Below are 13,062 nucleotides of genomic sequence, written 5' to 3' on the forward strand. Positions count from 1 at the left end.
GGTTCGTGACCTAGTTCGTCGCCATGTCTGACGTTTGCGCAAAAGGCTAGGTGGCCTTCAAGTTCTATGCGAACGCGGTATGTGCCGTGTGGTAGAACTGCTGCAACTCGCCATCGCTTTACGGGGGCAGGCGGCTGAGCCGCCATTTCATTGTTGGTGAAATTCACAACCTCTTTCCCGGTCGAGTCACTGGCTATAATTTTGATGGCAATTGGCTTCTGGTCCACTCGGGGATTTAGTTCGAACACGAGTCCATCGTTAGCTATCGCGACGTGTTCGACAAAGACGTACTTCCGCTCGAAGACTAATAGATCGTTGGACACAATAATCTTGTGCGCCCATGACCTCGCTTGATCGCCCAGCATATCGCACAATGTCTCACGCTCGGCGATCGTTCGGCAAGATATCCATTGCAACGCCGTACCTAATGGAAATGGTGATGCCGTTAGCACTTCCGCACAGCGGTGTTCGATAATTGATTTATCTCCGCTACTTTGGATGGTCAGAGGCACTAAAATGGTTCTGCCGCGTTGCATTAATTCGTTAACAATTATCGACCTCAATCTAGCGATCTATTTACAATCTGGGATTCGCTGTGCTGAGTAATTTCGTTCGCGATCGAATTTGGGTCCAGCCAGATAACTGGCCGTCGTCCGACATTTGCGGAAGAATGATGCTTACCTATCGGCGCACAAGTCTTCTTGAATCCACGGCACAAACATTGGTCAATACAGTCAACTTGTCCGCCGTCAGGGCTCTTGAGACAGTTTAGGGGTTTTCGGGAAGGGAGGATTTCTGGATCATCGCAGCCAATTTGGAGCGCAGATGAGATAGAAATCCGGGCCGGAGAAAGCACCGGCAGAGCAGGTCGTGAAGGACATCCGCCGGGCAACGCGCCGGCAGTTCTCGGCTGAAGAGAAGATCCGCATCGTGCTGGAAGGCGTGCGCGGCGAGGAGAGCATCGCCGAGCTGTGTCGGCGCGAGGGGATCGCCTCGTCGATGTATTACGGCTGGTCGAAGGAGTTCCTCGACGCCGGCAAGCGCCGTCTCGCTGGTGACACGGCCCGCGCCGCGACGTCGGACGAGGTGAAAGAGCTGCGCCGTGAGGCGCAGGCCCTGAAGGAGGCCGTGGCCGATCTCACCCTGGAAAACCGCCTGCTGAAAAAAAGCATGCTCGCGGATGGGGAGGACGACACATGAGGTATCCTGCATCCGAAAAGGCCGAGATCATTCGCCTGGTCGAGGCCTCGCATCTGCCGGCACGGCGAACCCTGGACAAGCTCGGCATCCCGCGCGCCACGTTCTATCGCTGGTACGATCGCTATCTCACCGGTGGGATCGAGGCTCTGGCCGATCATCGCTCGCGGCCGGATCGTGTCTGGAACCGGATTCCTGACCCAATCCGGGCCGAGATCGTCGAGCTGGCGCTGCGCGAAACGGAGCTGAGCCCGCGCGAGCTGGCGGTGCGCTTCACCGACGAGAAGCGCTACTTTGTCTCGGAGGCGTCGGTATATCGGCTGCTGAAGGCTCATGATCTCATCACCAGCCCAGCCTATATCGTCATCAAGGCGGCGTCTGAGTTCAAGGACAAGACGACAGCGCCCAACCAGCTCTGGCAAACCGACTTCACCTACCTGAAGATCACGGGTTGGGGCTGGTATTATCTCTCGACCGTGCTCGACGACTTCTCCCGCTTCATCGTCGCCTGGAAGCTCTGCGCCACGATGCGGGCGGATGACGTCACCGCCACGCTCGATCTGGCTCTGGCGGCATCGGGGCTCGACCAGATCACGGTCGCGCATCGGCCGAGGCTGTTGAGCGACAACGGCGCCTCATACATCTCGGCCGAACTCGCTACCTGGCTCGACGGCAAGGGCATGAAACACGTTCGCGGCGCGCCGTATCATCCCCAGACGCAGGGCAAGATCGAGCGCTGGCATCAGACCCTGAAGAACCGCATCCTGCTGGAAAACTACTATCTGCCCGGCGACCTTGAACGGCAGGTCGCGGCCTTCGTCGAGCACTACAATCACGGCCGCTATCACGAGAGCATCGATAATCTCACGCCCGCTGACGTCTACTTCGGCCGCGGGCAGACCATCCTCACCGAACGCGAAAGGATCAAACGCCAGACCATCCACCAAAGACGCTTGCAGCATCACCTGCAGGCCGCCTAACCTCAAACCCAGATGAGCCAGAACCTCCGTTCCCGTGACCCCGGAACAGTCTCAATTCATCTGACGACGGACAAATCCACGGCACAAACATTGGTCAATACAGTCAACTGTGTTGGCGTTATGGGAAAAGGCATTGCGCTTGAATTCAAGAAGCGTCAGCCGGATATGTTCGACGCGTATAAACGCATTTGCGATAAGAAGCTGCTTACACCCGGTAAGCTGTGGTTATGGCGCGGTAACGAGCACCTTACGCTAAACTTTCCAACGAAGATTCACTGGCGTAATCCCTCAAAGTTGGAATGGATTGAGTCTGGGCTTAGGAAGTTTGTAGAGAACTACAAAGCACTAGGAATTTCGGAGATTTCGTTTCCGCGCCTTGGTTGCGGAAATGGTGGCTTGGATTGGGATGATGTGGCCCAGTGATGGAGCGCTATTTGTCCCCACTCCCAGGATCCGGTGACTATGGTACAAATAGAGAACATTTTTGTTTTTGTCAATTATTCCCGTAGTTTAATCTCAGATAATTCTGTAGGCATCGCTGTGGTTGCGGCGGCCTGCCTACCTCTCCTCCTCGCTCCCCTCTCCCTCAGCGCCGGATGATCCTTCTCCACCGGCATATTCGCATCGATCACCAAATCCAGCGCCTCCTGCGGGGCACAGTCGATGTCGACGCCGCCGCGGCGCATCTCCTTGAGCGCGGCGCGGATCGCCTCCTGCTCGTTGAGAACCTCCCGGCCGGTGCGCGAGGGGCCGATGACAGGCCAGTGACGATTTCGGGTCCTGGCCTCCAGCCGCGCCATCTTTAAGGCCTCCATCGCCTGCATCAGCTTGTCGATGTCGGTGTCCGGCTTCTCCTCCAGGTCGCGCACCATACGCTCGGCGATCGCAACCAGCCGTCCTGTCAACGCGGCCGTCTTTTGCCGTGGGCCGGCCCGCCAGAGCGGCACGTCATAGGAATGGCGCGCAGCGAACGCCGGGCGCGTCCAGCCATGATTGCGCTTCCAAAGCGTTATCGTCGAATGGTTGACTCCGGTTCGGGCCTGTATCTGCGCAAAGGTTAGCGTGGTCGTCTCCACAAGGTGCCGTACGGCACGGACGCTGGAATCCGGATGCGGCCGCCGTGTGCCCTTTGGTCGGTCGGTTGCCTGAATGGCGGGCGGACCTGCAACGGTCGAACCATCGGCGGGTTTCGTCCGGTTTGACGCGGAGGCGGGCGAGGGTGGGAGGAATGTGCGGCGGGGTCATGTGGTGGAATATAATCCTATTATCCGGCGACGGCAAGGGAGGAGGGGGTGAAACGGTCGCCCCGTTGAACTGGGCGCTTCATGACGGGTGCCCGCTGATGCGGCAGGCGTTGCGTAAATTCTGGTCAATCGCCCGCCGTCGGCACGGCTTTCCGCGTCACTTCTGGCCTTCAAACCCCGTATTCCAGCCGAATCCGCCATGGCACGGGCATTGCAATGGATGGGTGGTCCAAGGCTAGCTTTTCAGACGGGAGACAACGATGAAGCGATCCGACCTCACCGAAAAGATTCTCGACATCAAGCGCGAGAAGGAATGGAGCTGGTCATACATCGCCGGCGAGATCGGCGGTTGTTCCGATATCCTGATCGTCAGCGCATTGCTCGGCCACATGAAGCTGACCAAGTCGCAGGCGGCGGTTGCCGGAAAGCTGTTCGGCCTTTCCAAGACGGAAATCGCGATGCTCAACGAGGTGCCTGTGCGCGGCGCGGGCGTTCCCATGCCGCCGACCGATCCCTTGATCTATCGCCTGTACGAACTGGTAATGATCAACGGACCGGCGCTGAAAGTGCTGATCGAGGAAGAGTTTGGCGATGGCATCATGTCGGCGATCGACTTCGACCTCGAGCTTGCGCGCGTCGCCAGCCCGAAGGGCGATCGCGTCAAGATCGGCATGTGCGGCAAGTTCCTTCCGTTCAAGTATACCGCCGCCAGCGAGCAGCATCGGGAGCGTCACCTCGAAGAGGCCTGATTCAACTGCGTTGGATCAGAGCCCTCGCTTATCTTTTTGTTCGAACATGATCTTATCGGATCATGTTCTAACGGCTCGACCCGGCTTGGTTATCGTGGAGAGCAGGGGCGATGGCGCGGCAGATCGCCTTGAGCGACCCGCGTCGCGCTCCTGAATTCCGACCTTATCATCCCCGCCCGGCGCAAAGCCGGGCGCGGGTGGTCGCGGCCGCGAAAATAACGCGGAGAGAAGCCTTACGTCCCCGCCTTTACCTGGGCGATAGCCTCCGCCAAGAATAGGTTCATCTGCGCGCGGACCTGCTGCTCGGTGAGCGCGATGCCCTTGGCGGTGAGGTCGCCCATCACTTTCTGAAAAACGTCGTCGTCACCCGGCTGTTCGAAGTCGGCGGCGATGACCTCCTTGGCATAGGCATTGGCGGCGTCGCCGGTAATTCCGAGCTTCTCCGCGACCCATAATCCCAGCAGCTTGTTGCGGCGGGCCTCAGCCTTGAATTTCTGCTCCTCGTCGAGCGCGAACTTCTTCTCAAAACCTTCTTCACGCTTGTCGAATGATGTGCTCATGGCTTGGGTCCGGTTCCATTGTTGCCGAAGCTTTTAATCCGTCCGCTGGCGCGGCCGGTTTAATATCCTAGATCACATTCCTAAATAAGGAAGGGCCGATCCGGGAACAACGGGCGCAAGGTCGCAGGGTGAGGCGGGTAAAACTTCGCGCGGGACGGTCGGCATTGATTGTACTTGGAGACTCAATCGGCTACCCTGCGGACAGGCTGGGTTCTTGTTCTGTTTCCTGTTCTTGACCGGGATGGGTCCGGAACTCCTGGCCTTCGCGGCAGCTCCGCCACGGTCACATCAAGCGCTCGGAGCACACCAACTTCATGGATTTCAACAACACACGGTACATCCCAATGAGCCGTCGGCGTCGCATATACGAAGGCAAGGCCAAGGTGCTTTACGAAGGACCGGAGCCGGGCACCCTGATTCAACACTTCAAGGACGACGCGACCGCGTTCAATGCCAAGAAGCATCAGGTGATCGAGGGCAAGGGTGTCCTCAACAACAGGATTTCGGAGTACCTGTTCCAGCACCTCAACGACATCGGGGTGCCGACGCATTTCATCCGTCGTCTCAACATGCGCGAGCAGTTGATCCGCGAGGTCGAGATCGTGCCGCTGGAAGTCGTGGTCCGCAACGTCGCGGCGGGGTCGCTGTCGCAGCGACTCGGCATCGAGGAGGGCACCCAGCTTCCGCGCTCCATCATCGAATTCTACTACAAGAACGACCAGCTCAACGACCCCATGGTGTCGGAAGAGCACGTCACGGCGTTCGGCTGGGCGACGCCGCAGGAAATCGACGACATCATGGCGCTGGCGATCCGCGTCAACGACTTCCTGACCGGGCTGTTTCTCGGCATCGGCATCCGGCTTGTCGATTTCAAGATGGAATGCGGCCGGCTGTTCGAGAATGAGATGATGCGAATCGTCGTCGCCGATGAAATATCGCCGGACTCGTGCCGGCTGTGGGACATCAAGTCGAACGAGAAGCTCGACAAGGATGTTTTCCGTCGCGATCTCGGCGGGCTTCTGGAAGCCTACACCGAAGTTGCCAAGCGGCTCGGCATCCTCATGGAGAACGAGCGGCCGATCGGCGCCGGCCCGGTGCTGGTGAAGGGATAATCGTCCCTCTCCCTTGCGGGAGAGGGTGACGGGCAGCACAGGCAGGTTACGTTTCAAGATGAAGGCACGCGTCACTGTTACGTTGAAAGCCGGCGTTCTCGATCCGCAGGGCAAGGCCATCGAGGGAGCGCTGAAATCGCTCGGCGTCGATGGCATAGCCAGCGTGCGGCAGGGCAAGGTGTTCGATATCGAGCTTGACGGCGACAAGACGAAGGCGGAAGCCGCGCTCAAGGCGGCCGCCGACAAGCTGTTGGCCAATACCGTGATCGAGAACTATCGCGTCGAGGTTCTGGGCTAGGCGACGCACGACATGAAGTCCGCAGTTCTCGTTTTTCCCGGCATCAATCGCGAGCGCGACATGGCGCGCGCGTTGCGGCTGGTGTCCGGGCGCGAGCCCGCGATGGTGTGGCACGCGGAGACTTCGCTGCCCGAAGGCACCGATCTTGTCGTGGCGCCGGGCGGCTTTTCCTACGGCGACTACTTACGCTGCGGCGCCATCGCCGCGCGCGCGCCGGTCATGGACGCGGTGCGCGCCTTCGCGTCGGACGGCGGTCTTGTGCTCGGCGTCTGCAACGGATTTCAGATTCTCTGCGAGTCCGGGTTGCTGCCCGGAATCCTCATGCGCAACGCGCGGCTGAAGTTCATCTGTCATGACGTGCATCTGCGGGTCGAACGCTCGGATACGCCGTTCACGCGCGGCTACAATGCGGGGCAGGTGATCCGCGTGCCCGTCGCCCATGGCGAGGGCAACTATGCCGCCGACGAGGACACCATTCGCCGCCTCGAAGGCGAGGGGCGTGTGCTCTATCGTTATTGCTCGGCGTCAGGCGAGGTCGGCGACACGCATAATATCAACGGTGCGGCGCAGTCGATCGCCGGCATCGTCAATGAACGCGGCAACGTACTCGGCATGATGCCGCATCCGGAAAATCACGTCGAAGATATCATGGGCTGCACCGACGGGCGCGGCCTGTTCGCGGGCCTCGTCGCGCATCTGGAGCGGGCGGCGTGAAGCAAATAGATGAAGTAGACATTTTTAAGTTTTGGAAAGAAGTCGGGCCGTCGGAAAAGGTTCATCCAGCAGATAGGGAAATCTTATTCAATGCTCCGAATAAGTTTGATCTAGATTATTTGCCGACGCCTTTTTACGGACCACTCCGAACCGCGCCGATTGTTTTGCTTTATACAAATCCGGGCCTCTCAGATAAAGACAAGAAAGCCGGCAGCGATCCATCGGAGCAGCAGTTTTATTTCAGGCAGCGCCAAGGAAATGAGTGGCTGAGAGATCAGCGCGGGTTGACTGAAAAAAGCTGGTGGGTATCGCGAACAAAAAGAATTTGCGCGGATCCGGAGTATTTGCGAAGTCGTGTGGCCGTTCTGGAACTTTGCCCATATCACTCATCTTCGTTTGTTGATGCGAAGATGGCTCGTACTTTGCCATCATATCAAACAGCCCTTGGTTGGGCCCACCAGTATCTTTTTCCGATGGCCCGCGCTCGCGAGCGAGTCGTTATCTGTCTTCGCGCCGCGAAACGCTGGGGACTTCAACGGAATGCAAGCGACGGCTTTCTTTTTGCGCCCGGCGTAAATCGATCCGGCCATATGCTGAGCCAAGATAGAGATGTTATTATTCAGACGGCGAGAAAAATAATAGGGTTAGACAGTGGCTCTGGAGCCTGCTTGTAGTGATTGTCCGCAACGAACCTCCAATCACGCCTGAACTCGTCGCCTCGCACGGCCTCAAGCCGGACGAGTATGAGCGCATCCTGAAGCTGCTCGGCCGGACGCCGACATTCACCGAACTCGGTATCTTCTCGGCGATGTGGAACGAGCATTGCTCGTACAAGTCCTCGCGTATCCATCTGCGCGGGCTGCCGACGAAGGCGCCTTGGGTGATCCAGGGCCCCGGCGAGAATGCCGGCGTCATCGACATCGGCGACGGGCAGGCGGTGGTGTTCAAGATGGAGAGCCACAACCATCCGAGCTACATCGAGCCTTATCAGGGCGCGACCACCGGCGTCGGCGGCATCCTGCGCGATGTCTTCACCATGGGCGCGCGCCCGATCGCCTGCCTTAACGCGCTGAGCTTCGGTGATCCGTCGCATCCGAAAACGCGACACCTCGTCTCCGGCGTGGTGGCTGGCGTCGGCGGCTACGGCAATTCGTTCGGGGTGCCGACCGTGGGCGGGCAGGTGCGCTTTCACACCCGCTATGACGGCAACATCCTCGTCAACGCCATGGCGGTCGGTCTCGCCGATGCCGACAGGATTTTCTATGCGGCGGCGTCGGGCGTGAACATGCCGATCGTCTATCTCGGCTCCAAGACCGGCCGCGACGGCATCCACGGCGCGACCATGGCGTCGGCCGAGTTCGACGACGACAGCGAGGAGAAGCGTCCGACCGTTCAGGTCGGCGATCCCTTCGCTGAAAAGCTGCTGCTGGAAGCCTGTCTCGAAATCATGGCGAAGGGATGCGTCGTCGCCATCCAGGACATGGGCGCGGCGGGGCTGACGTGCTCGGCGGTGGAAATGGGCGCCAAGGGCGATCTCGGCGTCGATCTCGATCTCGACAGCGTGCCGACGCGCGAAACCGGCATGAGCGCCTACGAGATGATGCTTTCGGAGAGCCAGGAGCGGATGCTCATGGTGCTCAAGCCCGAGAAGGAAAAGGAAGCGGAGGCGATCTTCAGGAAGTGGGGGCTCGATTTCGCGATTGTCGGCTCCACCACGCCGGGCAGGCGCTTCGTGGTTCGGCACGGCGGCGATGTGATGGCCGACCTGCCGATCAAGGAGCTTGAATCGGAAGCGCCCTTGTATGACCGGCCGCATGTGCCGTCGCCGCAATTGCCCGTCATTCAGGCGCGCGACGTCGCGCCGTCCCTGACGACAGCCGACGCGCTGGAGAAGCTGCTCGCGATGCCCGAACTGTGCTCCAAGCGCTGGGTATGGGAGCAGTACGACCATGTCATCGGCGGCAACACGGTGCAGCGTCCCGGCGGCGATGCGGCGGTGGTGCGCGTCGAGGACGGGCCGAAGGGTCTCGCGCTGACGGTTGATGTGACGCCGCGCTATTGCGAGGCCGATCCGTTTGAGGGCGGCAAGCAGGCGGTGGCCGAAGCCTGGCGCAACATCACGGCAGTCGGCGGACGTCCGCTGGCGATCACCGACAACCTGAACTTCGGCAATCCGGAACGGCCTGAGAACATGGGCCAGTTCGTCGGCTGCCTGAAAGGCATCGCGGCGGCCTGCACCGCGCTGGATTTCCCGGTCGTGTCCGGCAACGTCTCCCTTTATAACGAGACTAACGGCCGCGGCATTCTGCCGACGCCCACCATCGGCGGCGTCGGGCTGCTCGATGACTTCACGAAATCGGCCTCGCTTGCCTTCAAGGCAGAGGGGCATCCGATCCTGCTGATCGGCGACACCCAGGGATGGCTCGGCCAGTCGGTTTACCTGCGCGACATTTGCCGGCGCGAGGAGGGAGCGCCGCCGCCGGTCGATCTCGCCGCGGAGAAGCGCAACGGCGATGTGGTGCGCGGCATGATCCACGCCGGCACCGCGACGGCCGTTCATGACGTGTCTGACGGCGGGCTTCTCGTCGCGCTGGCGGAAATGGCGATGGCTGATGGCATCGGCGCGGCACTCGATGCCGCTCCGGCGGCGATCGTGCCGTATGCGTGGTGGTTCGGCGAGGATCAGGCGCGCTATATCGTGACCGTTCACGAGCGGGATCTGTTGAGCGTTTTTACCAAGCTCAAGGCGGTGAACGTGCCCTGCATTCAGATCGGGCTCACGGGTGGTCATGAGATCGCTATCGCAGGCGAGCGCGCTGTCGACCTCAAGGTCTTGCGGCAAGGCTTTGAAAGCTGGCTGCCGGACTACATGGCCGGAAAGCCGTGATGCGCCGGGAGACGACGTATGGCGCACGCGGTTGCGGCGAACACGCAGGCGCGGGCCGTCTTGCCGCGGCCGTCTTGCGGTTGAACCGGTTCGTGCAAATATAAGGCCGACCACGGCGTGACTGGACCGCGCGGCCACGTTAAGCTCGGCGGCCGTTTGCGGGGATTCCGGTGCCTTATTGGGAACGCGGCGGATTTGGGAGACACTTTGAGATGGCGATGGAAGCGCGGGATATCGAGTCGATGATCAAGGAGGCGATTCCGGACGCCCGGGTGACAATCCAGGATCTCGCGGGTGACGGCAATCACTACTCGGCGACCGTGATCTCGGAGTCGTTCCGCGGCAAATCGCGGGTGCAGCAGCATCAGCTTGTCTACCAGTCGCTGAAGGGCCAGATGGGCGGCGTTCTCCACGCTTTGGCCTTGCAGACCGGCGTGCCCGAGTAGCCGTCGTCAGCACACCAGCGCGTGAACCGAGAACATCCGCTCGGGGTCGGTCCACGCGGCCACAGGCGTCCAGCCCGACCCCTTCGCCAGGGCGTTGAAACGTTCGATGCTGTACTTGTAGCTGCTTTCGGTGTGGATGCTTTCGCCGGCGCGGAAGGCGAAGCTGTGGCCGTGCAAGCGGGCCGTCTGCGGTTTTTTGCTGACGAGATGCATCTCGATCCGGTGGCGCTCCCGGTTGTAGATCGCGCGATGGGCGAACGCGGCCAGATCGAAGTTACCGCCGAGTTCGCGATTGACGCGAGCCAGCATGTTCAGGTTGAAGCGCGCGGTGACGCCGGCGGCATCGTTGTAGGCCTCGTACATCCTCCGTTCGTTTTTCTCGAGATCGACACCGATCAGCATGTATGCGCCTTTACCCAGGATATCGCGCGCCCCACGCAGGAAGCGGTTGGCTTCGTGAGGTTCGAAATTGCCCAGCGTCGATCCGGGGAAGAATCCGACCTTCGGCATGGCCGCGACTTGATCGGGTAGATGGAACGGCGCGGTAAAGTCGGCCGTCACCGGATGGATTTCGAGATGCGGAAACTCTTTTCGCAAGCCGCGGGCCTGCGCGTTGAGAAAGTCGCCCGAAATGTCCACCGGAACATAGGCGGCGAATTCACACGCGGCCAGCAATAGCCGCGCCTTGGTGGGAGCGCCGGCGCCGAACTCCACCAGCGCCGCATGTTCGGGAATGATCGAAGCGATTTCAGCCGACCGGTCGCGCAGAATGCCGAGTTCGGTGCGTGTCGGATAATATTCGGGAAGCCGGGTGATCTGTTCGAACAGCTCGGAGCCTGCCGCGTCATAAAAATACTTTGGCGGGAGTTGTTTCGGATGGTGAGTCAATCCTGCGATCGCGTCACGCGCGAAGGTTCGTGTGCTTTCGCTGGACCCTGTTTCGTTGGATCGTGGCGTCCCGGAAAAAGTGGCCGCATCCGGATTCATCATAGTGCCCCCTGCGTCGCGACGCGTGTGAGTTGACGGCGATCAGACGCCGTAGTCGGCGAGGCGCAGACCGGTGAATTGCCAACGCTGATGCGGGTAAAAGAAGTTCCGGTAGCTGACGCGACTGTGCCGTGCCGGCGTCGCCAGCGACGAGCCCCGGAGAACGAACTGGTTGACCATGAACTTGCCGTTGTATTCTCCGAGCGTATCGCGACTTGCGCGATATCCCGGATAGGGCGCGTAGGCGCTTCGCGTCCATTGCCAGGCCACGCCGAAGGCGTCGTCGAGATGTCCGGCCCGCGCCGCGACTTCCCATTCCATCTCGGTCGGTAGATGCTTGCCGCTCCAGCGCGCGAAGGCATCGGCCTCATAATAGCTGACATGGCGGACGGGAGCGTTCGGATCGAGCGGCCGCAAGCCGCCCAGCGTCATGACCTGCCAGCCGTCGTCCTTCCTTCGCCAGTAGGCCGGGGCTTCCCACGCCTCGCTGGTCGCCGCAGCGAAGCCGTCCATCAACCATAACGTGGCGTCGCGATAACCGCCGTCGTCCATGAAGGCGAGCCAGTCCGCATTGGTGACGAGACCGCGGGCGAGTTTGACCGGGCCCACCAGAACGCGATGGGCCGGCTTCTCATTGTCGAAATGAAAACTGTCGCCCTGATGCCCTATGGTGTGGATGCCCTGGTTCAGCGTGATCCATCCGCTGCCTGTGTGCGGCCCGGAAAACGGCCACGACGTGTCGTAGGCGGGGGCAATCGGATTTTGCGCGAATGCGTGCAGGATATCCGTCAGCATCAGTTCCTGGTGCTGCTGTTCGTGATTGAGGCCGGCTTCGATCAGCGGCATCATCTCGGCCAGCGCGTCGTCATCCGCTTCCTTGAGGAATCGGACCACCGCGGCGTCGACGTGCCGTCGATAGGCGGTGATTTCTTCCGCGCCGGGACGGGTCAGAAGACCCCTCTCAGCGCGCGCGTGACGCGGGCCGGCGCTCACGTAATACGAATTGAACAGGAAGGCGTAATCCGGATGGAACCCGACATAGCCGGGACTGTGCCGCGCCAGTAGAAACTGTTCCCAGAACCAGGTCGTGTGAGCGCGGTGCCACTTCACCGGACTGGCGTCCGGCATTGACTGCACCATCTGATCTTCCGGCGTCAGCGGCTTCGCGCGCCGCTCGGTCTCGCTCCGGACCGCTAGAAATGCTTCTACAACGTCATCGGCCAGCCCCCTCGAAGCGGCAAACGGCGAGACACGAGGGACCGCCCCGGCGGCAGATGCAGGATTCGCCACAGAACTCTCCAGTTTGGAGAGGAACGTTGTTCCGGGGAATGGGTTCCGTGGAATAGTCCTTTCGCCGGGCCGCAACCTGCAGGGGCGTCATGCTATTTCAGGAAGCCTTGGCGGCGGCGCCTGTGACAACCCCGGCAATTACTTTGTTGCACAACGGTTTCGGGCTATATACATGCCAAACGGGACAGGGCCGCTCGCGGCTCCATAAACTAGCGGCCAAAAGGATGTGACGGATGAGCATTAAGGAAACCATCGAGAATGAACTGAAGTCGAACGACGTCGTGCTGTTCATGAAGGGCACGCCGCAGTTTCCCCAGTGCGGTTTTTCGGGGCAGGTGGTTCAGATTCTCGACCACGTCGGCGTGGGCTACAAAGGCCTGAACGTTCTTGAATCTCCTGAAATGCGCGATGGCATCAAGACCTATTCGAGCTGGCCGACCATTCCGCAACTGTACGTCAAGGGTGAATTCATCGGCGGCTGCGACATCGTTCGCGAGATGTTCCAAGCCGGCGAGCTTCAGAAGCTGCTCTCCGACAAGGGCATCGCCTTCAACACGCCGGCGTCGGCCTGACCACGGTTCGGGCGCGCCGCCGGTCC

The 13,062-nt window shown here is 60.5% G+C and carries 14 protein-coding genes; 10 read left to right on the forward strand and 4 right to left on the reverse strand.

From position 1 onward, the window contains the following. The first annotated feature begins 870 nt into the window (after positions 1 to 870). Positions 871 to 2,177, forward strand: a protein-coding gene (locus NWI_RS06745) for an IS3 family transposase (protein WP_148203797.1) whose coding sequence is annotated in 2 segments (ribosomal slippage) — positions 871 to 1,162 and positions 1,162 to 2,177 — 1,308 coding nt in all. Because the reading frame shifts where the segments join, the coding sequence is not laid out codon by codon here. A gap of 12 nt (positions 2,178 to 2,189) precedes the next feature. Then, the gene (locus tag NWI_RS06750) at positions 2,190 to 2,600 is read left to right on the forward strand and encodes a macro domain-containing protein (protein ID WP_011314581.1); all 411 of its coding nucleotides are present in this window, start codon (positions 2,190 to 2,192) and stop codon (positions 2,598 to 2,600) included. Between the two features lie 74 nt (positions 2,601 to 2,674). Here the strand turns inward: NWI_RS06750 and NWI_RS06755 are convergent, their stop codons facing one another. Next, positions 2,675 to 3,253, reverse strand: coding sequence for a hypothetical protein (locus NWI_RS06755; RefSeq protein WP_011314582.1), 579 nt, complete (start codon positions 3,251 to 3,253; stop codon positions 2,675 to 2,677). A 428-nt stretch (positions 3,254 to 3,681) separates the two neighbouring features. Between NWI_RS06755 and cynS the strand changes: the two genes are divergently transcribed. Beyond that, positions 3,682 to 4,170, forward strand: a complete 489-nt coding sequence (gene cynS, locus NWI_RS06760; RefSeq protein ID WP_011314583.1) for a cyanase — start codon at positions 3,682 to 3,684, stop codon at positions 4,168 to 4,170. Between the two features lie 233 nt (positions 4,171 to 4,403). On the opposite strand, the gene NWI_RS06765 is transcribed toward cynS, so the two are convergent. Further along, the gene (locus NWI_RS06765) at positions 4,404 to 4,730 is read right to left on the reverse strand and encodes a DUF1476 domain-containing protein (protein WP_011314584.1); all 327 of its coding nucleotides are present in this window, start codon (positions 4,728 to 4,730) and stop codon (positions 4,404 to 4,406) included. 344 nt (positions 4,731 to 5,074) lie between these two features. Between NWI_RS06765 and purC the strand changes: the two genes are divergently transcribed. The 6 genes from purC to NWI_RS06790 all read left to right on the forward strand — a co-directional run bounded on the left by purC (position 5,075) and on the right by NWI_RS06790 (position 10,187). Next, positions 5,075 to 5,842 (forward strand): phosphoribosylaminoimidazolesuccinocarboxamide synthase, encoded by a 768-nt coding sequence (gene purC, locus NWI_RS06770; RefSeq protein WP_011314585.1) that lies wholly within the window; start codon positions 5,075 to 5,077, stop codon positions 5,840 to 5,842. 58 nt (positions 5,843 to 5,900) lie between these two features. After that, positions 5,901 to 6,140 carry a phosphoribosylformylglycinamidine synthase subunit PurS gene (gene purS / locus NWI_RS06775; RefSeq protein WP_011314586.1) on the forward strand — a complete coding sequence of 80 codons (240 nt, stop codon included), beginning with the start codon at positions 5,901 to 5,903 and terminating at the stop codon, positions 6,138 to 6,140. Positions 6,141 to 6,152: 12 nt separating this feature from the next. Beyond that, positions 6,153 to 6,854 carry a phosphoribosylformylglycinamidine synthase subunit PurQ gene (gene purQ / locus NWI_RS06780; protein WP_011314587.1) on the forward strand — a complete coding sequence of 234 codons (702 nt, stop codon included), beginning with the start codon at positions 6,153 to 6,155 and terminating at the stop codon, positions 6,852 to 6,854. Further along, entirely contained in the window at positions 6,851 to 7,528 is a 678-nt protein-coding gene (locus NWI_RS17555; protein WP_011314588.1) for a hypothetical protein, read from the forward strand. Before purQ ends, NWI_RS17555 begins: the two co-directional genes overlap by 4 nt. Next, the gene (gene purL / locus NWI_RS06785; protein WP_011314589.1) at positions 7,528 to 9,741 is read left to right on the forward strand and encodes a phosphoribosylformylglycinamidine synthase subunit PurL; all 2,214 of its coding nucleotides are present in this window, start codon (positions 7,528 to 7,530) and stop codon (positions 9,739 to 9,741) included. The genes NWI_RS17555 and purL overlap by 1 nt, the downstream gene beginning before the upstream one ends. A gap of 212 nt (positions 9,742 to 9,953) precedes the next feature. Further along, entirely contained in the window at positions 9,954 to 10,187 is a 234-nt protein-coding gene (locus NWI_RS06790; RefSeq protein WP_011314590.1) for a BolA family protein, read from the forward strand. Between the two features lie 6 nt (positions 10,188 to 10,193). Here the strand turns inward: NWI_RS06790 and egtD are convergent, their stop codons facing one another. Both egtD and egtB read right to left on the reverse strand, forming a co-directional pair. Continuing rightward, entirely contained in the window at positions 10,194 to 11,174 is a 981-nt protein-coding gene (gene egtD / locus NWI_RS06795) for an L-histidine N(alpha)-methyltransferase (RefSeq protein ID WP_041345479.1), read from the reverse strand. 42 nt (positions 11,175 to 11,216) lie between these two features. Next, positions 11,217 to 12,464: an ergothioneine biosynthesis protein EgtB gene (egtB, locus tag NWI_RS06800; protein ID WP_011314592.1), complete on the reverse strand. Its 1,248-nt coding sequence runs from the start codon at positions 12,462 to 12,464 to the stop codon at positions 11,217 to 11,219. 233 nt (positions 12,465 to 12,697) lie between these two features. Between egtB and grxD the strand changes: the two genes are divergently transcribed. After that, positions 12,698 to 13,036: a Grx4 family monothiol glutaredoxin gene (gene grxD / locus NWI_RS06805; protein ID WP_011314593.1), complete on the forward strand. Its 339-nt coding sequence runs from the start codon at positions 12,698 to 12,700 to the stop codon at positions 13,034 to 13,036. Positions 13,037 to 13,062 lie beyond the last annotated feature (26 nt).

Source organism: Nitrobacter winogradskyi Nb-255 (genome assembly GCF_000012725.1).
Taxonomy (GTDB): domain Bacteria; phylum Pseudomonadota; class Alphaproteobacteria; order Rhizobiales; family Xanthobacteraceae; genus Nitrobacter; species Nitrobacter winogradskyi.

Excerpts from the sequence above, each read along its gene's own strand:
- purS (WP_011314586.1), top strand. The coding sequence starts at position 5,901 with ATGAAGGCACGCGTCACTGTTACGTTGAAAGCCGGCGTTCTCGATCCG.
- NWI_RS06765 (WP_011314584.1), bottom strand. The coding sequence starts at position 4,730 with ATGAGCACATCATTCGACAAGCGTGAAGAAGGTTTTGAGAAGAAGTTC.
- cynS (WP_011314583.1), top strand. The coding sequence starts at position 3,682 with ATGAAGCGATCCGACCTCACCGAAAAGATTCTCGACATCAAGCGCGAG.
- NWI_RS06790 (WP_011314590.1), top strand. The coding sequence starts at position 9,954 with ATGGCGATGGAAGCGCGGGATATCGAGTCGATGATCAAGGAGGCGATT.
- NWI_RS06750 (WP_011314581.1), top strand. The coding sequence starts at position 2,190 with ATGAGCCAGAACCTCCGTTCCCGTGACCCCGGAACAGTCTCAATTCAT.
- egtD (WP_041345479.1), bottom strand. The coding sequence starts at position 11,174 with ATGAATCCGGATGCGGCCACTTTTTCCGGGACGCCACGATCCAACGAA.
- purC (WP_011314585.1), top strand. The coding sequence starts at position 5,075 with ATGAGCCGTCGGCGTCGCATATACGAAGGCAAGGCCAAGGTGCTTTAC.
- purQ (WP_011314587.1), top strand. The coding sequence starts at position 6,153 with ATGAAGTCCGCAGTTCTCGTTTTTCCCGGCATCAATCGCGAGCGCGAC.
- grxD (WP_011314593.1), top strand. The coding sequence starts at position 12,698 with ATGAGCATTAAGGAAACCATCGAGAATGAACTGAAGTCGAACGACGTC.